Consider the following 22,600-nt stretch of genomic DNA (forward strand, 5'->3'; position numbering starts at 1 on the left):
GAGAATGCTTATCTATGCCGCGAAGCGCCTGGGACAGGCGACGGTGGTGCTGTGGGCCGCCTACACCCTGTCCTTCGTGCTGCTGAGCGCCCTGCCGGGCGACTCGGTCAACAACCGGATCCAGAATCCGGAAGCGCAGATCACCCCCGAGGCGGGGCGGATCATGCTCGAGTACTACGGCCTGGACCGCCCGGTCTGGCAGCAGTACCTGCACAGTCTGGCGGCGCTGTGGCGCGGCGACTTCGGCTTCTCGCTCACCAACGGCAAACCGGTCGAGGAACTGATCGGCGAGGCGCTGCCGGGCACCGTGCAGCTCGCGGCGCTCGGGCTGGCCTTCGGGCTGGTGTTCACCACCGTGGTCGCGGTGGCGGCCAATTACGCGCCCTGGGCCTGGCTGCGCGGGCTGATCGGCTCGGTACCGGCGCTGTTCGCCTCGGTGCCCACCTTCGTGGTCGGCATCCTTGCCCTGCAATACCTTTCGTTCCGGTTCGGCCTGATCCCCTCGGTCGACGACGGCACCTTCCGGGCCTTGCTCGCGCCGTCGGCGACCCTGGGCCTGCTGATCGCGGCCCCGCTGTCCCAGGTCTTCACCGGTTCCATCCGCACCACCCGCCGTCAGCCCTTCGTGCACGTGCTGCACGCCAAGGGCGCGGGGGAGGGCTTCGTGTTCCGCAAGGACGTGCTGCGCAATTCCGCGCTGCCCGTGCTGACCCTGCTGGGCCTGGCCTTCGGTGAACTCATCGCCGGTGCGGTGGTGACCGAATCGGTATTCGCCCGCGACGGCATCGGCCAGCTCACCGTCGGCGCGGTGAACACCCAGGACCTGCCGGTGGTGCAGGGCGTGGTGCTGCTGTCGACGCTGGTCTACGTCCTGGTCAATCTGGCCGTGGATCTGGCCTACCCGCTCATCGATCCGCGGGTGCTGGTGGACGGCAAGACCCGCCGTGTCACCGCGGTCGCCGCGTTGCGGCGCAAGCCGGCGGTCGCGACCGTACTGCCCGCCCCGCGCCCGCTGCCGGTCGAGGCGGCCATGCCATGAAGCGCTGGAGCCTGATCCCGGCCGTGGCGGTCGTCGCGCTGGTGGTGCTGTGGGCCGCGGTGCCGCAGCTGTTCACCTCGATCGATCCGCTGGCGGTGAATCCGGCCGCGAAGCTGCGGCCGCCGTCCGGCGAACACTGGTTCGGCACCGATCAACTCGGGCGCGACCTCTACGCCCGGGTCGTCTACGGCGCGCGGGCCTCGCTCACCGGTTCGGCCATCGCGGTGGCCGTCGGCGTGGCGGTGGGTTCGCTGCTCGGGGTGACCGCGGGCTGGTTCGCCGGCGTCACCGACAACGTGGTCATGCGCGTCATCGACATCCTGCTCTCGATCCCGGGCTTCCTGCTGGCCATCACCTTCGTGGTGCTGCTGGGCTTCGGTGTCCTGCAGGCGGGTATCGCGGTCGGGCTGACCTCGGCGGCGACCTTCGCCCGCCTGATCCGCTCGGAAGTCCTCGAGGCGCGCACCAGCAACTACGTCGAGGCCGCGATCACCAGCGGGGCAACCACTTTCGCGGTCCTGCGGCGGCACGTGGTCCCGAACTCGATCGCCTCCACCGTCTCGCTCATCACCGTGCAGTTCGGCATCGCGATCATCTGGATCGCCTCGCTGAGCTTCCTCGGCCTGGGCGCGCAACCGCCGGATCCGGAATGGGGCCGCCTGGTCTCGGACGGCCGCAACTACATCGCCACCCGCGGCTGGCTCACCCTGTGGCCGGGACTCACGGTCGTGGCGGTCGTGCTCGCGACCAACCACATCTCCCACCATCTCTCCAGGAGGGCGTCGACATGACCGTCGTCCACGAGCCGAGTCGTCTCGAAAAGTCCACCGGCGCTCCACTACTGGCCGTCTCGAACCTGACCGTCGGCTACCGGGTGCGCCGCCGCTTCGAACCCGTGGTGCACGAGGTCTCCTTCGAACTGGCCCCGGGCGAGGTGCTGGCCCTGGTCGGTGAATCCGGTTCGGGCAAGACCACCACCGCGCACGCGATCCTCGGCCTGCTGCCGGAGAACGGTTCGGTGTCGGGCGGGCGCATCGCCTTCCGCGATCAGGAGCTGACCGAGCTCTCGCCCAAGGGCTGGCGCGACATTCGCGGTCGCGCGGTGAGCCTGATTCCCCAGGATCCGGGTTCGTCGCTGGATCCGGTGCGCCGGGTGGGCCACCAGGTCGAGGACGTCCTGCTGCTGCACACCGATCTCGACGCCGAGGCGCGCCGCCGCCGCGTGCACGAACTGTTCGACCTGGTCGGCTTCACCGAGGTGGAGCGCCGCTATCGGCAGTACCCGCACGAGCTGTCGGGCGGTATGCGCCAGCGGGTGCTGATCGCGGCGGCGGTGGCCGCGGAACCCGACCTCATCATCGCCGACGAGCCCACCTCGGCCCTGGACGCCACCGTGCAGCAGCAGGTACTCGATCTGATCGACGATATCCGCCGCCGCACCGGCACCGGCGTCGTGCTGGTGACCCACGATCTCGGCGTCGCCGCCGACCGCTCGGACCGCATCGGCGTCATGCGCCGGGGCCGGCTGGTCGAGTTCGGTGCCACGAAAGACGTTGTCGCCCAACCGCGGCACGAGTACACGAAGCATCTGCTGAACAGCGTGCCCGCCCGCATCGGGTACGCCCGCACCGGCGCACCCGTCCCGGCGACCGCCCGCGACACGGTCATCGAGGTCACCGGCCTGGTGAAGAAATACGGTGACGCGACAGCGGTGGACGACATCTCCTTCCGGGTCGGCCGCGGCGAAACCTTCTCCATCGTCGGCGAATCCGGCAGCGGCAAGTCGACCACCGCCCGCGTGCTGACCGGACTGACCGCCGCCACCGCGGGCCGCGTGGACCTGCTCGGCACCGACATCACCGGCCTGAGCGCCCGCGCGTTCCGGCCGCTGCGCCGCGAGGTCCAGATCGTCTACCAGAACCCGTTCTCCTCCTTCGATCCGCGCTTCGACGTCTACGACGTGGTCGACGAACCGCTGCGCTCGTTCGAGCCGCGGCGGGGGCTGCGGCGGCGCAAGCGACCCAACGAGGACCGGGTGGTGGCCGCGCTCGAAGCCGCCGCTCTCCCCGCCGATTTCGTCAACCGGCATCCGCGCGAACTCTCCGGCGGTCAGCGCCAGCGCGTGGCCATCGCCCGCGCCCTGATCCTCGAGCCGTCGGTGCTGGTGCTGGACGAACCGATCTCGGCCCTGGACGTCTCGGTGGCCGCCCGGATTCTGGAACTGCTGCGCACCCTGCAGGACGAACGCGACCTCACCTACCTGTTCATCTCCCACGACCTGGCCGTGGTCCGAGCGATCTCGGACCGGGTGGCGGTCATGCGGCAGGGCCGAATCGTCGAGCAGGGCACGGTGCGCGAGGTTTTCACCGATCCCGCCGACGACTACACGGTCCGCCTGCTCGACGCGATCGCCGGCCGTCGCTCACTTCCCGGAGGCTTGTCATGACCACCGCACAACCGGCCACCCTCGCCGCCGCCCTGCCGCGCATTCGCGCGGTCCTGGCCGAATTCCCCAAGGGCGCGGGCGAACGCGACCTGGCCTTCGAACACCCGGACGCGTTGATCCGCGCCCTCGCCGAGGCGGGTTTCGGACGGCTGCGCGTCCCGGTGGAATTCGGCGGCTTCGACGTCGATCTGCCGACCCTGTTCGAGCTGCTGGCCGAGGCAGGTCAGGCCGATTCCAACATTCCGCAGATCTGGCGGGGGCATTTCACCACGACCGAGGTGCTGCGCGCCGAAACCGATCCCGTGGTGCGCGAACACTGGCTGCGCGTGGCGGGACAGGGCGCGGTGTTCGGCAACGCCCAGTCCGAGCCGTCGGCGATCGTCGCCGAAGCGGTCGCGGCCACGGGGGAGTCGACCGGCTGGGGCGTCACCACCACCCGGGTCCGCGCGGACGCCGACGGCAACCGATTCGTCTCGGGCACCAAGTTCTATTCCACCGGATCGCGTTTCGCGGACTACATTCGCGCCGCGGTCGCGGGCGAGGACGGCGTGCGGGGCTTCGTGGTGATCCCCGCGCGCCATCCCGGCGTCACCCACGTCGACGACTGGGACGGCATCGGCCAGCGTCAGACCGGCAGCGGCACCACGCTGTTCGACGAGGTTCCGGTGGAGCCGAACGGCGACATCGGCCGCTTTCGCGAATCGCTGCGCGGCCTGGACTCTTTCGTACAGATCGTGCACCTGGCCAATCTCGCCGGCATCGCCCGCAGTCTGGTCGCCGAGACAGCCGAGATCGTGCGGGCGCGCACCCGTACCAGCCTGCACGCGCTGACCCAGGACGCCGCGGCCGATCCGGAGGTGCTCGGGGTGATCGGCCTGCTCCAGGCCCGCCGCCTCACCGCCGACACCCTGCTGCGCCACGCCGCCGAACGGCTCGAGGCCGCCCACGCCTCCGGCGTCGAATCCGACTACACCGCCGCCTATCTCGACACCTCCGCCGCCCAGGTGGCCGTGATCGAAGCGGTACTGGATGCCGCGACCCGGGCCTTCGACGCGGGCGGGTCCTCGACCGTGCGCAACAGCGCGCACCTGGACCGGCACTGGCGCAACGCCCGCACCCTGGCCTCGCACAATCCGGTCGTCTACAAGCCGCGGGTGATCGGCGACTTCGTGATCAACGGCGTCGCACCGGTTCCCGGCTACTACACCAACCGCCCGTCGGTCGCCGACGCCGAGGAAAGGATCGCGCAGTGAGCAGACTGCTGCACCTCAACGTCAACATCCTCAACGCCGGCGTCTTCGGCGGTTCCTGGCGCTTTCCCGGAACCGACGGCGCCGCTTCCTATTCCATCGAGCACTACACCTCGATCGCGAAGAAGGCCGAGGAGGCCAAGCTCGACGCGGTCTTCCTCGCCGACGGGCCGGTGCTGGACCCGGGCATCAAGCACCGCACCGGCAACAACCTCGAGCCCACCACGGTGCTGGCCCGGGTCGCCGCGCAGACCGAGCGGGTCGGGCTGATCGCCACCCTGTCTTCCTCCTACAACGATCCGGTCGAATTGGCCCGCAGGCTGGGCGATCTGGATCACGTCAGCGGCGGCCGATTCGGCTGGAACGTCGTCACCACCGCGGGCCCGGTCGCGGCCGCCAACTTCGGGCGCGACGGGGAACCCGATCACGGACTGCGGTACCGGCGGGCCGCGGAATTCGTGGAGCGGGTGGTGGCCTCCTGGGCCGAGCGCACCGATTTCGTCTCGCCGCAGGGTCGCCCGGTCGTGGTGCAGGCGGGCGGATCCAGCGACGGCAAGCGCCTGGCCTCGCGGGTCGGTGAGGTGATCTTCTCCGCCGAGCAGGACATCGACAAGGCGCGGGCCTTCCGTGACGAATTGCGCTCCGGCGCCGCGGACTTCGGGCGGAATCCGGACGAGATCGTCGTGCTGCCGGGCCTGTCGACGGTATTGGGCAGCACCGAGGCCGAGGCGCTCGAACGCCGCGAACTGCTCGATGACCTGCTCCCGGATGCCTACGCGCGCTGGCGGCTGGCCGGACAGCTCGGCTTCTCCCTCGAGGGACTGGACGACGACAAGCCGATCCCGCCCGAACTGCTCGTCGAACCCGACGCCGCCGGCGGCTCGCAGACCTTCTACCGCGTCGTGCGCGGCCTGATCGATCGCGAGAACCCGACCCTGCGCCAACTGCTCAAGAAGCTCTCCGGCGGCGGCGGTCACCGCATCGTGGTCGGCACCCCCGAACAGGTCGCCGACGACATCGAACGCTGGTTCCGGGCGGGCGCGGCCGACGGCTTCAACGTTATGCCGGACGTATTGCCTTCGGGCTTCGACGATTTCGCCGACCACCTCGTACCCGAACTGCGCCGGCGCGGACTGTTCCGCACCGACTACGACGGGACCACGCTGCGCGATCACCTCGGCCTCGGGCTGCCGCCCGTTCCCACCGGGGTCTGGGAACGCGGTCCGCTCGAAGCCGCGCGCTGAGCGATCGCCCGAAAGAAGAGGCAGGACAATGAGTTTTCCGATTCTGATCGATATCGCCGCGGATGATCCCGCCGCGGCGGCGACCATCGCGGCCGCCGCCCAGGCCGCCGGCGCGGCCGGGGTGCGGGTGCGTGACACTGCGGGGGACCGGCCCGTCCTGGACCCGAGCGTCATCGCGGCGTACCTGGCCGGAACCACCGGGGACATCGGCTATCTGGTGGATGTGCCGACCACCGGCAACGCCCCCTACAACGCGGCGCGGCGCATCCTGTCCTTCGACCGGGCCACCGCGGGCCGCTCGGGCGTGGTGTTGCGGCCCGGCTCGGACGACGAGGTGAGCCGGGCGACCGCACCCGATCCCACGGCCGCCGATCCGGCGCGGCGCTGGGCGGAGTACGCCATCGTGCTCACCCGGCTCTGGGAATCCTTCCCTCGTGCAGCGCTTCTCGCCGATCAGGAGCGGGCGCTCGTGGTGGACGACCAGCTGATCTCCGGTATCGACCACGACGGGTCGTACTACCGCGTGGCGGGGCCGCTCGACGGTCCGTCCTCGATCCAGGGCAGACCGGTGCTGGCCGCCGCCGACCCGCACGAGCTGGGCTGGGATGTCGTGGCGCACATCGCCGATGTGGTTGTCGTGGAACGGGATCGAGCCGCCGGGGCGAACGCCGCGCTGACCGCCGCGCTGGCGGGCACCGGCCGCGAGCGGTCCGAGATCGTGCTGCTGGGTGGCGTCGAGGTCTCCGCGCCTGCCGCCGCCCAGGCCGTCGCGGACGAACTCACCGCCTGGGTCGCCGCCGACGGGCTCGACGGCCTCGCGCTCGCGCCGACCGGTGACTCGGCCGAGATCGTGGCCGCCGTCCAAGCGCTGGTGCCGTTGCTCGCCACCCCGGTCACGGGCCCGACCCTGCGCGAAGCGCTCGGGCTGAGAACTCCGGCGGGAGCGGTGCGATGACCGCCGTGCGCACCGGTCAGCCCACCACCCTGCTGACCGTGGCGGGCATCCGCGCGGCCGTCCAACCCGCCCTCGACCGGCTGGCCGCGTCCGCGCGACACCGGGAAACCGTGCGGGACTACGCCGTCGACGATGTCCGCGAGCTGGCCGCGGCCGGTATCGCGCTCACCGGCATCGCCGTGGCCGAGGGCGGGGCGGGCGGCACCGTCCGCGACGTCGCCGACCTCGTCATCGATCTGGCCCGCGCGGATTCCAATGTGGCGCAGGCCCTGCGCAGCACCTTCCTCATCGCGCACCAGGTCGCGAACCGGCCGGATCTGCCCCAGCGCGAGCTGGTGCTCGAGCGCCTGCGCAACCGGGAACTGTTCGCGGGCACCGCCAACGAGCGCACCGGCGGCGCCAGCGGGCAGACCTACGCCACCGCGCGGCCCGACGGCGCGGACTGGATCGTCAACGGCGAGAAGTACTACTCCACCGGCGCGGTGTACGCCACGTGGTTCTCCACCCAGGCGGTCACCGAGGACGGCACGCTCCTGCGGTTCACCGTGCCCGCGGATCGCGCGGGCATCGAGATCCTGGACGACTTCGACGCCGTCGGCCAGCGGCTGACCTCCAGCGGGACAACGCGTTTCACCGAGGTGCGCGTGGCCGGATCGGAGATCACCACCGGCGGACTGATCGAGAATGCGGCGGACAACCCGTGGGCGGGGTCGTTCGCGCAGCTGTATCTGGCCGCCGTGCAGGCGGGCATCGCCGCGCGTGCCCTCGACGACGCGGTGGTGTACGTGCGCGAGAAGGCACGGCCGATCAAGCACAGCACCGCCGCCACCAGCGCGGAGGACCCGTATGTGCGCCAGACGATCGGCGAGATCGCCGCGCGCGCCCAGGCCGCGCGCGCGGTGGTGCTGCTGGCCGCCGAACAACTCCAGGAGAACCGCGGCCTGATCGGCGCGGCCGCCCGCACCGCCGGAGCCGCGGCCGCCGTGCACGTCGCGCAGGCGGGTGTGATCGCCATCGAATCCGCGCTGCGCGCGAGCGAACTGCTGTTCGACGTCGGTGGCGGTTCCATCACCGATCGCGGCCACGGCTTCGACCGGCACTGGCGCAACGCGCGCACCGCGGCCAATCACAATCCGCGCCAATGGAAACAGGCCGTCGCGGGCGCCTACCACCTCACCGGCGAGGATCCACCCACCACCGGCCTGTTCTGACCACCGAGATTTCGACCCCGAGCAAGGAAAAGAGAACGACACCGATGAACTACGGCCCCTTCGAGACGACCTACACCGCGGCCGAGAACCGCTACGAGCAGGTGCCCTACCGGCGCACCGGTCGATCCGGACTCGACCTGCCGGCCTTCTCCTTCGGCCTGTGGCAGAAATTCGGCACCGACTACCCGTTCGCCACCCAGCGCGACATCATCCTGCACGCGTTCGATCTCGGCATCACGCACTTCGACAACGCCGACCGCTACGGCCCGCCGCATCGCGCCGCACAGCAGAACTTCGGGAAGGTGCTGGGCCGGGATCTCGCGCCGTACCGCGACGAGCTCATCCTGTCCACCAAGGCGGGCAACGCGATCGGGCCGAGCCCGTACCTGCGCGGCGGGTCCCGTAAGTCGCTGCTGACCTCCCTCGAGCACAGCCTGCGGGATCTGGGCACCGACTACGTCGACATCTTCTACCACCACTCGCCGGACCTGGACACTCCACTGGAAGAGACCGTCGGCGCCCTGGTGAGCGCGGTGGAGCAGGGCAAGGCGCTGTACATCGGCATCTCGAACTACAAGTCCGACCGCACCCACGAGATCGCCGAACAGCTGCGCGCCGCGGGCGTCCCGCTGCTCATCCACCAGGCCCGCTACTCCATCTACGATCGGCGTCCCGAGCGCGAGGGCCTGCTCGAGACCGCTGAGCGGGACGGCTTCGGCGTCATCGTGTATTCGCCGCTGGCACAGGGGTTGCTGACCGACAAGTACCTCGAGACCATCCCGGCGGGCGCGCGTGCGGTCAACAGCACCTTCCTGTCGCCGGACGTGATCGACGAGACCTACCGGCAGCGCACCGCCGAGCTGAACAAGATCGCCGCCGCCCGCGGGCAATCCCTCGCCCAGCTGGCCCTGCAGTGGGTGCTGCGCCGGCCCGAGGTCACCTCCGCGCTCATCGGCGCCAGCTCCACCGCGCAGCTCGACCACAACATCGCCGCCGTGAACTTCCCCGACTTCACCGATGAGGAACTGGCTCTCATCGACGAACACGGCGTCCACGGCACCGGACTTCGACTCTGACGTCCGGCTGATTCACGGGAGAACACCATGACAGCGGTCCGGCACACCACCCTCGGCGCGGGTGTCGAGGACGGCAGGAACTTCCGGCTGGGATTCCTGCTCCACCTCGATCGCGATATCCCGCCCGCCGACGCCTATCGGGAGGCGATCGACCTCTTCCAGGCGGCGGAGGACCTGGGCTACGACTCGGGCTGGGTGATCCAGCGGCATTTCCGCCAGGGACGCGAACACGTGTCCGCACCGCTGGTCGTGCTGGCCGCCATCGCGGCGCACACCTCCCGTATCCGGCTGGGAACCGGGGTGCTGGTCCTGCCGCTGGAGGATCCGCTGCGCGTCGCCGAGGACGCCGCCACCCTCGACGAGATCAGCGGCGGGCGACTGGAACTGGGAGTCGGATCCGGCCCCTTCCCGGGCGCCTGGGAAGCCTTCGGCAGGGATCTGAACCGCAAGCACGAGGAATACGAAGCGGCCGTCGCCCGATTGCACGAAGTGCTGGGCGGCGGACCGCTCAACAGCCAGGGCGAGGTGCTGCATCCACCGGGAGCCGGTGTGCGGCAGCGTCTCTGGCAGGCCACCACCGGTGAGCCCGGGCGCGCGCACGCGGCGGCCGAGGCGGCGGCGCGAGCGGGGGACGGCCTGCAGCTCTCGCGCGCCACGAGCTGGCGCGACGGGAGTATCGAAGCGGCACAGCGCAATCAGGCGGCGTGGATCGAGTCCTATCGCGGGGCGTGGACCCGCACCGACGCCGCCCCGCGCATCCAGGCTTCGCGAGCGGTGTATCCGCATCCCGATCGGGAGGCGGCGTTGCGGCTGGTCGAACCGGGCGTGCGACGCTGGCAGAGCTGGGCGCCCGCCGATCGGGGTATCGACAAGTTGAGCGTCGCGGACTATCTCGCCGCCGATCATGCCCTGGTGGGTCCCGCGCCGGAGTTGGCGGGAGAGCTGGCCGCCGACCCATCGCTGGCCGGAATCACCGACCTGCTGCTGAGTTTCGTGCCCGGGGTGCCCGAACCGGACGAACACATTCGCCTGCTGGCCGCGAGCGCCCGCGAACTCGCCCCCGCGCTGGGCTGGACCCCGGCCGCGCCCTGACCCTCTGTCACGAAAGACTTTTCATGCCTGGATTCCATCTGAACCTGTCCCTGATGACCCCGGGGCATTTCCGCCACGCCTGGCGTGCCGAGCACGCGGATCCGCTGGCGTACCTGGATATCGACTATTTCCAGCGACTGGCGCGCATCGCCGAGGCGGCCAAGATCGACGCCGTATTCCTGGGTGACGGGCCCGCACTGCGCGGGGAAATCGAGGAATCGCCGGGCACGGGTATCGATCCACTGGTACTGCTCGGCAACCTCGCGGCGGTGACCGAGCAGCTCGGCGTGGTCATCACTGCCTCGACCACCTACAACTCGCCCTACAACCTGGCCCGCCGCTTCCAGGCGCTCGACCATGTGACCAAGGGCCGCGCGGCGGTGAACATCGTCACCACCGGAACGCCCGCCGCCGCAGCGAATTTCGGGCTGGACGAGCATCCGGACAAGACCACCCGCTATCGGCGGGCGTGGGAATTCCTGGATGTGGTGACCCGGCTGTGGGACAGCTGGGAGGCGGACTGGCTCATCGCGGACAAGAGCACCGGCCGCTACGCGGACGCGAGCAAGATTCACCGCATCGATCACGAGGGCGAATTCTTCTCCGTGGCGGGGCCATTGCCGGTGGCGCCGGGACCGCAGGGCCGTCCGGTGGTGGTGCAGGCCGGTGGGTCGGAGGGTGGTCTGCGACTGGCGGGCGATTTCGCGGACGTGGTGTTCACGGTCGCTCAAACCCGGGGCAAGGCAATCGCATTTCGCGAGGACATCCGTCGCCGCGCGGCGGCTGCCGGGCGCCACCCCGATTCGGTGAAGATCTCCCTCGGCGTAGTCGTGCTGGTCGCCGCCACCGAGGCGGAAGCTCGCGATCGCGAGCGAGAACTGTACGCGCACTTGCCGATCGAGCGTCTGACCGCCAATCTCCTCAACGATCTGGGCCTGCCGCCCGGCAGCTTCGGCCCCGACGATCCGATCACCGCATCCGATCTCCCCGAAGCCATCCCCACCGGGGCGTTCTCCGCCGGCTTCGCCGTCTCCACCCGCGCTCTCATCACCGAGGGGCCCCGCACCCCGCGCGAATTGATTCAGGGCGGTGCGGGCGGTTCCGGCCACCGTTTGCTGGTCGGCTCGGCCGAACAGATCGCTGATGATCTGGCGGAGTGGTACGCGGCCGGCGCCGCCGACGGCTTCACGATCATGCCCGCCGAGACCGCCGTGGACCTACCCGCGTTCACGTCCCTGGTGGTGCCGCTCCTACAGGACCGCGGTCTCTTCCAACGCGAGTACACCGCCCCCACGCTGCGCGAGCGCTTCGGTCTCCCGCTTCCGGGGCGCGAGCCCGCCGCTGCGGTATCTGCTTGATCTGGAAAGGGCGTCCTAGGGGGCGTCGGGAGCATCGACGACGGGTCGAGCCCAATCGCAGAAAGGAAGTCAGGAGAACGGAGGGCCGGCGGAGACACGTTGGGTTCCTTGGTGGCGGTTTGGTGCGCTGCCGGGGAAAGTTGCCTGGATAACGGAGTACCGGCATGGGGACGTCGGGAGACTCGATCGCGGTTGGGTGACCTACCGCGGGAGAGAAGCCAGGAAGGCGGAGTACCTGCGGTGGTGGGTTGGGTGCCTCGGCTGCGGTTGGGTGCTCTACCGCCGAAAAGAAGACAGGACAACGGAATACCAGCGGGGGCACGTTGGGTGCCTCGGCTGTGGTTTGGTGCCCTACCGGCGGAAGAAGACAGGACAAGGGAGTTCCGGCGGGGGCACGTTGGGAGACCCGACGGCGGTTGGGAGCCCTACCGGGGGAGAGAAGCCTGGACAACGGAGTACCAGCGATGCCATTTCGGGAGCCTCGATGGCGGTTGAGAGACCTACCGCAGGAAAGACAACTAGAAAACGGAGTACCGGCGGGGGACACGTCGAGTGCCTCGGCGGCGGTTGGGTGCCCTGCCGGGGAAAGGACGCCTGGATAACGGAGTACCAGCCGGGGCGGGTCGGGTGCCTCGGCGGCGGTTCCGGCCCTCCCGGGCCGATATACGGGATCGAAGCCTTCGGATGCGTGGCCGAGTTTCGAACCGGGGACCGGGCGCGGCAATCGCCGCATTAGACATCACCTTATTGTGTTGATGACGAGTCTTTGTCTGTGAGTCTCGAGAAGGTTCCCACGGCCGGCCGGCCCGGCTGGAAGGGTGAACGCGCTCCCGGCTGGGGAGCCATAGGCCGGGCACGGCAGGCGAGGTAACCAGCACGGCCGCATCTGTTTTGCCTGCTCTCCCGAACCCCGCTGGAAGCCGCAGGGGTGGGTTCGGGTTCGGGCTACGTCGGCCACGGGCGCGAACACTGATGCATGTGGACGCACCGGCTGTCCGGGTGGGATGGCCGGGCTATGGCGAAGGCGGGTCGGAGCGTGCCCATTCGGGGTCGAAGGCCGATGAGGTCGAGAGCGGTAAGTGCGTTGAGCAGTGGGGCGGGTATCGAGACCCTGGGGTGCGGTCGCTGGCAGAGTCGCCGTGCGGGGATGCCTGGTACCTGGGGTGGTGGTGGAATGCAGGCGGGTTCGTCGCGCTGGGTTGGGTGGGGGTGGGTCGGCGCGCGAAAGCCTCTCCGGCATGAGGAAGCCGAAGAGGCAGCGTCGAAAGCTGTGAGCGGGGAGCTGCGATCGGGCGAGGGCTAGCAGCGCCATCGTGCGGGGATACCCGGAAACTGGGGATGGTGGCGGAAGTTCACACGTGGCCGACGAGCTCGGTCGATATGTGGTGGAGGAATCCATCCGGTTTTGCCTGGATTCTCCGAATCCTCGCCCATGACAACGGTTTCCCACCCGTTCGGGCCGGTGTTGATCTGGGCGTGGCAGGCATCGCACGCCAGGGTCAGGTTCTCGATGTCCGTTTCGCCGCCATCTGCCCATTCTCGGATGTGGTGTACGGCCGAGCGGCTCGCTGGCGCGTCGCATCCGGGCCGGGTGCATCCGCGTTCGGTGGCGGTGAGCGCCAGGCGTTGTGCAGGGTTGGCGAGGCGTTGTCCGCGGGACAGGTGCAAGGGGCGGCCGTTGCGATCGAGCACCACCAGATACGGGGTCGAGTTCCTGGCCACCTGGAGTGCTTGGGTGATGGACATGGTTCCACCGGTGGCGGTGGTGGCGACCCCGGTGCGCTTTTCGAGGTCGTCGATGCTCATGGTGATGATGGTCGAGACCGGAAGTCCGCGATGCGATCCCAGCTTCGTGGGTCCCATGTCGGGGCGGAAGAATACCAGCAGGGCGTCGTGGTTGCGCTGCTCGGCGTTGCGGTGATCGCGCTTGGCGGCCGCGCGCAGCTTCGCGCGCAGGGCGGCGCGGGCACGTTCGGCCGGGGTCAGCGAAGGGTCATCGGCCCTGGCATCATCGCCGGTGTCGTCGCCGTCGTCGAGTTCGGTATCGAGGCCGAGTTCGGCGGTGGTCCACGGGCTTTCGGGGTCGTCGGGGTTGCACATGCCGGGTCGTCCGAACTTCTCGAACATGGGGATCATGACCGCCCCCAACTGCGGGGTCAGGTATCCAGAGATCGGATACATGCCGTCGATGCCCTGATGCCCGATCTTGATGCACCGGACCCGCTGGCGGTCCCGGTCCTCGGTCAACCGCCCATCAGGATCGACATGCGCCAAAATGTGAACCCCGAGCTTGGTCACACCCTTCGGATCACCCTCACGGGCATAAGAGGTCAGATGCTCCTCAGCATGATCCTTCACTTCCGCACCGGCGGCGTCGGGGATCCGCTTGAGCGCATCGTGGATGGCCTTCACGTGGTCGGCGGAGATCTCTCCGGAGCGTTGCGCTGCGGCGACGAGCGGCAGTTTCGGCGGTCGGGTGCTCGAACCCGCCGACACCGTCGAGAGCAGATCGGCGTTACGAACGCGGGCAGCGGCCTCGGCGTAGGACAGTCGCAGTGTTTGTTGCAGGAAAAGGATCAGGCTCTTCACCCCCGCCCGAGGGCCCAAGTCCCGTGCTCCGCATTCGAGTGCGAACCGCTGCTTGACGGCTTCGAGTTTGCGGAAGCTGGTCTCGAGCTCCTGCATAACGTCGATGACCTCGTCCTTGGCCAACGAGTACATCGGTAATTCGAGCAGGTTCTCCACCGCGGCGGCGAGTGCTTTGGCACTCGTCGCGATGGTGGGTACCTCTCTCGAATCCATGCCTCCATTCTACGCCTTGATAGCAAACATGAATACCCCAATTGCATTGTGATACAGCGCTATTCAGATCCAGCGGTGTTTTGAACTACTGCGATATTCTGACGTAATTGTGTCCCCGACGAAGTCTCCGTGCCGGCCTATCTCGATTCGAGCGATCGGTGACTGCGGTACCCAATTCGCCCGTCCTGGCGGATCGCCCGTCAGACCCGTCACCACATTCGCCCCACCCTCGAACATCGAGATCGATCTAAGGTGGAGCAATGGCATCGGTGCGTCAGATCCAAGTCACCTTCGACTGCGCGGAACCCGAGCGCGTCGCCGAATTCTGGGCAGCGGTACTGGGATACGAGCATCTCGGCCGATCGTGTGCCGACCCGTCGGGTGTGGGTCCGCGGCTGTATTTTCAGCGCGTTCCCGAGGGCAAGGTCGTCAAGAACCGCGTGCACATCGACGTGCGGGTCGGCACCGGACTGGTGGGGGAGGAGCGCGTGGACGTGCTCGAGGCCGAATGCGCACGGTTGGTCGCGCTCGGCGCCACACGGGTGCGCCTGCTGCGGGCGGATGGGGTGAACGAGTCGTGCCTGGTGATGCAGGACATCGAGGGCAACGAATTCTGCTTGGACTGAGGCGAATTGCCTCCGGGCCGACGAGGCAGTTGGGTCAGAGAGCTGCCTGGACGGCGGCGAACAGATCGTTGGCGGACTGGGTGAGCGGGCCCAGTGCGTCCGGTGCGAGCTTGGGCATCGACTTCACGGCCGTACGCAGCGAGGTGACAGCGCTGGCGGCGTCCGGGCCCACTGCGGCACTCACGGCGGCGATCGGATCGACTGCTACCGGATCGGCCTCGATCGGAACGCTTTGGGCCGCTACGGCATCGACGGCAACAGGTGCGGGCTCGGCCGGGCTCGCACCGGTCCCGGCGAGCGCACCCCCGACGAACCCGCCGATGGCCGCCCCACCCGCCAGCCCGGCGATATCCACGGGAATGGCGACCGCCAGCCCGCCCAGAAGGCACCCGGCGACCCCGCCCACCGCCGCACCGACCGGTACCCCGGCTCCCACGCTCGGCAGTCCGCCGATGACACCGCCCGCGATAGCCCCGACGGTCGCTCCCACCCCGCACCCGACGATCTCCAGCGGAAATACGGCGGCTTTGCCGATCAGCGCCCCGACAACCTGCCCGGCCACGGTCGCTGCCCCGCGCCGTTCGGATTCGTTGGGGGAGTAGCCGATTCCGTCGAACGTCGCCGCAATCTGCACCCCGACGCCGTCGAGATAGTTCTGGATCGGCTCCAGCATGCGCCCGTCGACCCCGATCGGCAGCTGTACGTACTCGGTCCCGACCCGCAGGGTGTCGGTCGTCGCCACGGGCGCCCCGACGGCCGGACCGCGCCCTTCGTCGAGCGGCCCGCCGACTCCGGGCTGCGCCGCGGCCGTCCCGGACCCGAAGGCCAGCACCGCCGGCACCGCCGTCAAAACCGCACACGCACGCAGGTTGGCCATGGCCCACTCCTCGTTCCGCTGTACCGCCGTCGAGCCTCGGGCGCGTCCCCGAACCCCCGCTGGCGGCGCTGCCCGCCGATCTTACTCCGAACTCGTTGCCGAACATCATGATTCGCCGGACACCGAGCACCGTTCGGCATCGGGTCGTGCCCCCTGAAACGCCCTCGCGGTGCACGGGCGCACCGTCGAAACACCGCCGTCTTCAGCGAATAGGTCCGGGACCCGATGACGCCGGTCACCGCGCAGGCGTGGTGGACGAACGCCGGACTGCGTGCTTGCCCAGGCCGCGCGGCGTGCGGTGGAACCCTATAGGCCGCGCGCTTCTCCGCATGCTCGGGCGTCTACCTCGAGAAGATCGCCGCCGGAGCGGGTTTCGCGGACGCGGCCGGCATCGCGCAGCGGGTGTTCAAGCTCAAGACCCGGATCGCGGCCGAGCATTGGGATCGCGTGCGCATGCGATGCCAATGCCACGTACAACCGAATGACCTGGACGCTGCCCGCCGCGCAAGAGCTCCGGGTGCGCCAACGATAGAAATCAGCCGATGGAAATATGCGCATCTAAACATTCTTTCCGGGTATGTCCCGATTCGAATCGGCCAATTCCGCCGACCGCTCGAACGTCGAGCTCACGAGATGACCTCGCGCTCAGTCGAATCGGATATCGCCGCCGAGATGCTGCCCGGCAGCGATCTCCCGCACGACGCGCGGCAGCAGCTCGTGTTCCGCGACCAGAACGCGGGCGGCGAGGGACTCCACGGTGTCATCCGCCAGCACCGGAACCTCCAGTTGCGCGATGACGCTTCCGGTGTCGTACTCGTCCGCCACGAAATGAACGGTCGGCCCGCTGACCCCGGCGCCCGCGTCGAGCACCGCGCGGTGCACGTGTGCGCCGAACATGCCGTGCCCGCCGAAGAGCGGGAGCAGGGCGGGGTGGACGTTGATGATCCGAGGGGCGAACGCGGCACGTGTGCGCGGGCCGAGTTTCTTCATGTAGCCGGCGGTTATTAACAGGTCGACCGAGTGGCCGACGAACATGTCGCGAATCGCGTCGTCGAGCTCCTCCGGATTCGGATGTGTGCTCCCGGAGAGATGCCGCGTCGGGATGTCGTTGTCGCGCGCGTACGCGAGTCCGAGCGATCCGCTGTTGTTACTGACCACGGCGACGATCTCGTACCCCGCGTCCGCCTCCAGTGACGCCCGGTGCAGCGCTCGCAGGTTCGAGCCGGTGTGCGAGACGAGGACGCCGACCCGGAGCTGTCGCATGGGCGGAAGTCTTGCATAGGGACCTATCGGATCGGACGCGATGCTCCCTCGAACCTCCGCGCGCACGTGGCAGTCCGGGGCTCGCCGATCGCGGATTACTCTCGACACCAGTGGCCGGTGTGGGCCGTGCGCCCCGGCGCGTCGGCCACATCCGGCGTTCGGGTGAACGAGAGGGCGGCGCGTGCTGCGGATGGTTGTCGGTGCGGTCGTGTTCGCGCTGGTGCACTGGGTGTTGTATCGGCGGCTGTTGCGGGCCACGGGGGTTCCCGCGCGGGTGCGGGTGGCGGGGGCGATCCTGCTGGGAGTGTTGTGGGCCGCGGTGGTCGTCGCGTTCGGGGCGGGGGTGCTGTACTCGCCGGAACCGGTGCGGGGGATCGTGTGGACCGGGCTGGTGTGGACGGCGGTGCTGTTCTATCTCGTGCTCGGGCTGTTGCTGATCGGGCTCGTGCTGGTGATCGCCCGAACCGCGGGGATGGCCGACCGTCAGGGGCTGCTGCGCGTGTTGTCGGGGGTGCTCGTCGTGGCGGCGGTGGGCGCTGTCGCGTACGGGGTGCGGGAGGCAAACGATCCGGCGGTGCTCGAGGTCGAGGTGAGTTCGGCGAAGCTGCCCGCCGAGCTGGATGGTGTCCGGGTCGCGGTGGTCGCCGACATCCACGTCGGGGCGGCACGCGGGGCGGCGTTCACACAGCGGGTCGTGGACCTGGTCAACGCGCAGCGGCCCGACGTCATCGTGCTGCCCGGTGATCTCATCGACGGGTCCGTCGAACTCGTCGGGCCCGACATCGCGCCGATCGCGGGGCTCACGGCCAAGTACGGGAAGTTCGCGGTCGCGGGCAACCACGAGGGGTACGTGGACGGCGTCGCCGACTGGATGGACTACTGGGATCGGCTGGGGCTGAAGACCCTTCGCAACGCGCGGGCCGAGGTCCCGGTGAACGGGGCGACGCTCGAGATCGCGGGCGTCTACGACTTCGCCGCGCCCGACCCGTACGGGCCGGACATCGACGCGGCCCTGGCCGGGCACCGCGACGACCGCTTCGTCATGTTGCTCGCGCACCAGCCGCGCCAGGCGCCCGAGGCCGCCGCCCACGGGGTCGATCTGCAGGTCTCCGGCCACACCCACGGCGGCCAGATCTGGCCGCTGAACTACGTCGTCGGCTGGGTCAACGGCACGGTGGCCGGACTCGACAGCGAAGCCGGTATGCGGCTCTACACCACCCGGGGCGTCGGGGCGTGGGGTCCGCCGGTTCGCATCGGCGCGCGCCCCGACATCTCGATCCTGACCCTGCGGCGCGGCTGAGCGCGCGGGTATCCCCGTTCGGGGTGGGAAGTTTGGACGACGCTGGGGAACTCAACTCGGCCCCCAGCTATAGATCCAGGAGCTTCCCCGCGTCGCGGCGACAACGATAACGACCCGCGCCGCCGTCCGCCACCGATTAAACGGGACGCCGGCGCGCACGGTGCGGAGCCGGCCGATACCGCCTCTGTGCGCGCCCGCCCGGTCTGTTCAATGACATTCCATGCCAACGGATCTCACGCCCGTGCCAACTCTCGCGACAGCGTCCAGCCAAGCACACGAACCGGCGTCCGGCTAGAGCCCAACGGCCTCGAACTGCCGAGAGCGGTTGCGGCTCAATAGATGTGAGGTGACTCACGAAAGGGCCGGAATCATGGCGGATGAAGTGTCGGACGAAGTCGTACGGGCCAGGGCCGGGGATATGGAGGGCGCGCTGAGCCGGTGGAAACTCGAGGGTTTCGATCCGGCCGCCGGGGTGGATCTGACGGCCGCGGCCCGGAGCACGGCGGGTCTGCAACCGCGCCTGGACTCCGACGGCACGCCACTGATCATCGTCGATATGGACGGCGACTTCCGCTACTCGATACATCTGAGCGCCCAGGCCGTCGCGGCGCTTGGACGGTCGGATTTCGACGCCGCACTCGGCGCGGCCGTCGCGAGCTTCCCCGAGATCGCGGCCGTCGTGCGGCCGCTCTCGGATTTCCTGGCCACGCACGCCGGTGAGATCGTCGCCGAGGCTCCGGGCGGTGCGATCCGGCTCGAGGGCGCGGTGCCCTCACCGTTCGTCGTCCCGGTGCCCGAGTCGGCCGGCTACTGGGATATCGAACGGGAGCTCGTGCGGGAACAGGCCGGCGCCGATCACGGCGGCGGCGGCGACCTCGACCAGGATCTGAAGGACCAGCTCGGGCACACCAGCGGGTGGGAGGGCGACCCGGACCGCAATCCGCTGCATCGCAAGCACCGTGGAAGTGGGATCTGATCATGTCCAACCTCACCGAACAGCAAGTGCGGCAGCAGGTCTCGCAGCTCGAGGCCACCCTGGCGAACCATCGGCTCGCCGGTCTCGATCTGAGCCGGGTCTTCGACCTGGACGCCACCGCGCGGCGGATGCTGCAGGCCGAGCAGGACCCCGACAGCGATCAACTGGTGCGCGCCGATACACACGGCTTCCTGCACCTGCGCTACACGGTCCACCTCAGCCCGCTGGCGGTGCAGATGTTCACCACCGCGGCCGACGCCATCAGCAGTTCGCTTCGGGACGTGGTGGTCGAGATCCCCGAACTCGCGATCATCTCACTTCCCCTGGTGGCCTTCATCATGAGCGAATCAGGCTCCATCGAGGCCGTGGCGAGCGCCTCGGAGTCCGGCGCGGTCGCGCTGGAGGGCGTGTTCCCCTCCCCGTTCGCCGTGCCGTTCCCGGAGGACGCCGGTTTCTGGCCGGACGATCAGCCGCAGGACCACGGGAATCCGAACTCCGGCGGCGGTGGCGGCGACAGCGGTGGCGGTGGGAGCAGCGACGATCCGTGGCACCTGGACGACGACGGCGGACGCAAAGGGCCCGGCGACATCTGGGACGGTGACGACGTCTGACCGAGCTGTCGCGGCCTCGCCGTCACCGGGAGAACGAGCCGCGCCTACCCCCGGCGCGCGCCCGCGGTGGGCTCGGGCGCGCCCGCCGCGATCACGCCGTCCGGGCCCGCGACTCCCGGGGACTCGATGACGTACACGGGTGTCGTTCCGGTGGCGGGGGATTCGGGCGGTGCGATCGGCGGTTCCGGGACCGGCGATCGGTGACGCGAGAGCGGGAGGAGCGCCAGCGCGGCGACGAGGGCGGCGGCGCCCATGATCACCAGGAAGCGCCAGTCGCGCAGCCAGGCGGCGGCCAGCGGCGCGCCCGCGCGGGACAGTGCGATGGGCACGGTCATCAGCGCCGCGATCCCGGCGAACCGCGCCACCCCGAAGGAATCGGCGACGATCGACGGCCGGGCCACGACGCTGGTCCCGTAGCCGAGCCCGAAGGCTACGACGCACACCAGCGTCCAGGGCAGGGAGGCGCCGGCCAGGGGGAGCCCCAGCAGTCCCGCGCCCTGGAAGGCGAAGGACACCGCGGTGACGCCGGTCATCCCGTAGCGGCGGGCCAGCGGAGCCAGGGCCAGCCGCGACCCGATCTGCGCGACGCCGATGGTGATGGGCAGCGTGGCCGCGGTGGTGGCGGCGAAGCCCGCGTCGCGGAAGTAGGTGACCATCATGGTGAGAAAGGCCGAGGTGGACGCGGACTGGGCCACGAAAGCCAGGACCAGCAGCCAGAATCGGTGATCGCGCAGTGCGCCGCCCTCGGAGACGCCTGGCAGCGTGGAGATGCGGCCCCGATGCGCCGCGCGCCCGGGCACAGCCCACAGGTGGGCGGGTACGGCGATCACCGCCAGTTCCACGGCCAGCAGCACAAGTGTTGTGCGCCAGCCGAATCGGGCGTCGAGATGCCCGACCAGGAAGTAGTAGAAGCTGGTCGCCAGCCCGCAGATCATGGTGACCGCGATGATCGCGTTGTCGCGATGGCGTGGTTCGGCCGCCACCACCAGCACCGCGAAGGCCGCCTCGTAGGTGGACATCGCCAGTGACACCCCGATGAGGGTGAAGGCGAGGTACAGCTGGGCCAGGTTCTGCGCCTGCGACCACAGCAGCACCGCGACGACACCCACCCCGGACCCGGCCGCCATCAGGGCGCGTCCGCCGTAGCGGTCCAGCAGTCGCCCGACCGGGACCGCCGCCAGCGCCCCCACCAGGGTGGAGATCGTCGCGGCGGCCGCGATCGCGGTCCGGGAGGCGCCGAGCGCGTCCGACATGGGCAGCAGCAGGACCGTGAAGGCCTGGATCATCGCGCCGTAGCTGACGGTCTGGGTGATCGCGAAGACCACGATCAGGCGCAGCGGGCCGCGGTCCCGGACGGTGGCGATGGGTCGGTCGCCCGCGCTCATTCGGCGAGCAGCGGCAGCAGCTGATCGCCCTGGCGTTCGATTTCCCGCAGGTAGGGGGTGTCCGAGAGCACGAAGTGGGTGATGCCGAGATCGCGGTATTTGCGCAGCGATCTCGCGACGTCCTCGGCGGAGCCGACGAGCCACGTGGTCGCCGCGCCGCCACCGCCGTAGCGGCCGGGCGTGGTGTACAGGTTGTCGTCGAGTACCTCCCCGCGCGCGGCCAGGTCGAGCAGGCGCTGCTGCCCGACCGCGGTGCGACGGTGCGGATTCTGCCCGGCCTCGCCGTGCCGGTCGGCCATCTCGGCGACCTTCGCCTCCGCTTCGGCCCACGCCTGCTCGGTGGTGTCGCGCACGAAAGTGGTGATGCGCAAACCGAATTCGAGCGGAGCGTGTTCGCGGCCGAGTTCGGCGCTCAGCGCCTTCAGGCGTTCGATGCGCTCGCGAACGCCTTCGAGGGGTTCGCCCCAGAACAGTTGCACGTCGGCCTCGGCCGCCGCGACCCGCTCGGCGGCCTCGGACGCCCCGCCGAAGTACAGCTTGGGATGCGGGCGGCCCGCGCGCGGCACGACCCGGGGCTGCACGGTCGAGTCGGTCACCCGAAAGTGCTCGCCCCGGTACGTGACTCGCTCCTGGGTCCACAGTTTGCGGGTCAGCTGCAGGAACTCCTTCGTCCGCGAGTAGCGGTCGGCCTGCTCGCCGTCGCTGTCGCCGTAGGCGGCGAGGTCGTCCTTGCCCGAGACGATGTTGACGCGCACCCGCCCGCCGGTGAGGTGGTCGAGGGTGGCCGCGGCGGCAGCGAAGTTCGCGGGCCGCCAGTAGCCGGGCCGGATCGCGATGAGCGGTTCGAACGTGCTGGTGCGCGCTGCGAGTGCGGTGGCGGTGGTGAAGGTGTCGGGGCGGCCCCAGCCGGTGCCGAGCAGCGCGCCCTGCCAGCCGTGCTTCTCCAGTGCCAGCGCGTGGGAGGTGAGCGTCTCCAGACTGTTGTGCGCGGCGGTCACCGGTTCGCCGCGGTGTCCGGGGGTGACCTGATTCGGGATGTACCAGAGGAATTCGAGACTCATCGGAGCGTGGTTCCTGTCGTGGGAAGGG

General features: G+C 69.6%; 19 protein-coding genes. 14 read left to right on the plus strand and 5 right to left on the minus strand.

Translation table 11 applies throughout. From position 1 onward, the window contains the following. Window positions 1-4 precede the first annotated feature (4 nt). The 10 genes from ACWDOP_RS34230 to ACWDOP_RS34275 are packed head-to-tail and all read left to right on the plus strand — an operon-like array spanning window position 5 to window position 11,671. Window positions 5-1,039 carry an ABC transporter permease gene (locus ACWDOP_RS34230; protein ID WP_456348367.1) on the plus strand — a complete coding sequence of 345 codons (1,035 nt, stop codon included), beginning with the start codon at window positions 5-7 and terminating at the stop codon, window positions 1,037-1,039. Continuing rightward, on the plus strand, window positions 1,036-1,830 hold the full coding sequence (locus tag ACWDOP_RS34235; RefSeq protein WP_456348368.1) for an ABC transporter permease: 795 nt from the start codon (window positions 1,036-1,038) through the stop codon (window positions 1,828-1,830). The genes ACWDOP_RS34230 and ACWDOP_RS34235 overlap by 4 nt, the downstream gene beginning before the upstream one ends. Further along, on the plus strand, window positions 1,827-3,485 hold the full coding sequence (locus ACWDOP_RS34240) for a dipeptide ABC transporter ATP-binding protein (protein WP_456348369.1): 1,659 nt from the start codon (window positions 1,827-1,829) through the stop codon (window positions 3,483-3,485). The genes ACWDOP_RS34235 and ACWDOP_RS34240 overlap by 4 nt, the downstream gene beginning before the upstream one ends. Then, entirely contained in the window at window positions 3,482-4,738 is a 1,257-nt protein-coding gene (locus ACWDOP_RS34245) for an acyl-CoA dehydrogenase family protein (RefSeq protein ID WP_456348370.1), read from the plus strand. Before ACWDOP_RS34240 ends, ACWDOP_RS34245 begins: the two co-directional genes overlap by 4 nt. Continuing rightward, entirely contained in the window at window positions 4,735-5,979 is a 1,245-nt protein-coding gene (locus ACWDOP_RS34250; protein WP_456348371.1) for an LLM class flavin-dependent oxidoreductase, read from the plus strand. The genes ACWDOP_RS34245 and ACWDOP_RS34250 overlap by 4 nt, the downstream gene beginning before the upstream one ends. 28 nt (window positions 5,980-6,007) lie before the next feature. Then, entirely contained in the window at window positions 6,008-6,934 is a 927-nt protein-coding gene (locus tag ACWDOP_RS34255) for an LLM class flavin-dependent oxidoreductase (RefSeq protein ID WP_456348372.1), read from the plus strand. Beyond that, window positions 6,931-8,145: an acyl-CoA dehydrogenase family protein gene (locus ACWDOP_RS34260; RefSeq protein ID WP_456348373.1), complete on the plus strand. Its 1,215-nt coding sequence runs from the start codon at window positions 6,931-6,933 to the stop codon at window positions 8,143-8,145. The genes ACWDOP_RS34255 and ACWDOP_RS34260 overlap by 4 nt, the downstream gene beginning before the upstream one ends. A gap of 44 nt (window positions 8,146-8,189) precedes the next feature. Next, a complete protein-coding gene (locus ACWDOP_RS34265; protein WP_454205130.1) occupies window positions 8,190-9,221 on the plus strand; it encodes an aldo/keto reductase in 1,032 nt (343 codons plus the stop codon). Window positions 9,222-9,248: 27 nt separating this feature from the next. Next, the gene (locus ACWDOP_RS34270; RefSeq protein ID WP_456348374.1) at window positions 9,249-10,313 is read left to right on the plus strand and encodes an LLM class flavin-dependent oxidoreductase; all 1,065 of its coding nucleotides are present in this window, start codon (window positions 9,249-9,251) and stop codon (window positions 10,311-10,313) included. 23 nt (window positions 10,314-10,336) lie between these two features. Next, window positions 10,337-11,671 (plus strand): NtaA/DmoA family FMN-dependent monooxygenase, encoded by a 1,335-nt coding sequence (locus tag ACWDOP_RS34275; RefSeq protein ID WP_456348375.1) that lies wholly within the window; start codon window positions 10,337-10,339, stop codon window positions 11,669-11,671. 1,299 nt (window positions 11,672-12,970) lie between these two features. On the opposite strand, the gene ACWDOP_RS34280 is transcribed toward ACWDOP_RS34275, so the two are convergent. Next, window positions 12,971-14,473 carry a DUF222 domain-containing protein gene (locus tag ACWDOP_RS34280; RefSeq protein WP_456348376.1) on the minus strand — a complete coding sequence of 501 codons (1,503 nt, stop codon included), beginning with the start codon at window positions 14,471-14,473 and terminating at the stop codon, window positions 12,971-12,973. 260 nt (window positions 14,474-14,733) lie between these two features. Between ACWDOP_RS34280 and ACWDOP_RS34285 the strand changes: the two genes are divergently transcribed. After that, window positions 14,734-15,099: a VOC family protein gene (locus tag ACWDOP_RS34285; RefSeq protein WP_456348377.1), complete on the plus strand. Its 366-nt coding sequence runs from the start codon at window positions 14,734-14,736 to the stop codon at window positions 15,097-15,099. A 34-nt stretch (window positions 15,100-15,133) separates the two neighbouring features. Here ACWDOP_RS34285 and ACWDOP_RS34290 read toward each other — a convergent pair whose 3' ends face one another. Then, on the minus strand, window positions 15,134-15,976 hold the full coding sequence (locus tag ACWDOP_RS34290; protein WP_456348378.1) for a hypothetical protein: 843 nt from the start codon (window positions 15,974-15,976) through the stop codon (window positions 15,134-15,136). A 645-nt stretch (window positions 15,977-16,621) separates the two neighbouring features. Next, on the minus strand, window positions 16,622-17,239 hold the full coding sequence (gene purN / locus ACWDOP_RS34295) for a phosphoribosylglycinamide formyltransferase (protein WP_456348379.1): 618 nt from the start codon (window positions 17,237-17,239) through the stop codon (window positions 16,622-16,624). Window positions 17,240-17,429: 190 nt separating this feature from the next. Here purN and ACWDOP_RS34300 point away from each other — a divergent pair, with 190 nt between their 5' ends. The 3 genes from ACWDOP_RS34300 (at window position 17,430) to ACWDOP_RS34310 (ending at window position 20,126) form a co-directional block, all read left to right on the plus strand. Next, entirely contained in the window at window positions 17,430-18,539 is a 1,110-nt protein-coding gene (locus ACWDOP_RS34300; RefSeq protein WP_456348412.1) for a metallophosphoesterase, read from the plus strand. 370 nt (window positions 18,540-18,909) lie between these two features. Beyond that, window positions 18,910-19,515: a hypothetical protein gene (locus ACWDOP_RS34305; RefSeq protein WP_456348380.1), complete on the plus strand. Its 606-nt coding sequence runs from the start codon at window positions 18,910-18,912 to the stop codon at window positions 19,513-19,515. Window positions 19,516-19,517: 2 nt separating this feature from the next. Continuing rightward, the gene (locus tag ACWDOP_RS34310) at window positions 19,518-20,126 is read left to right on the plus strand and encodes a hypothetical protein (RefSeq protein WP_456348381.1); all 609 of its coding nucleotides are present in this window, start codon (window positions 19,518-19,520) and stop codon (window positions 20,124-20,126) included. 44 nt (window positions 20,127-20,170) lie between these two features. Here ACWDOP_RS34310 and ACWDOP_RS34315 read toward each other — a convergent pair whose 3' ends face one another. Together ACWDOP_RS34315 and ACWDOP_RS34320 are read right to left on the minus strand one after the other, a co-directional pair. Beyond that, window positions 20,171-21,511 carry an MFS transporter gene (locus ACWDOP_RS34315; RefSeq protein WP_456348382.1) on the minus strand — a complete coding sequence of 447 codons (1,341 nt, stop codon included), beginning with the start codon at window positions 21,509-21,511 and terminating at the stop codon, window positions 20,171-20,173. After that, a complete protein-coding gene (locus ACWDOP_RS34320) occupies window positions 21,508-22,572 on the minus strand; it encodes an LLM class flavin-dependent oxidoreductase (RefSeq protein ID WP_456348383.1) in 1,065 nt (354 codons plus the stop codon). The genes ACWDOP_RS34315 and ACWDOP_RS34320 overlap by 4 nt, the downstream gene beginning before the upstream one ends. Window positions 22,573-22,600 lie beyond the last annotated feature (28 nt).

The organism is Nocardia sp. NPDC003693 (assembly GCF_053981095.1).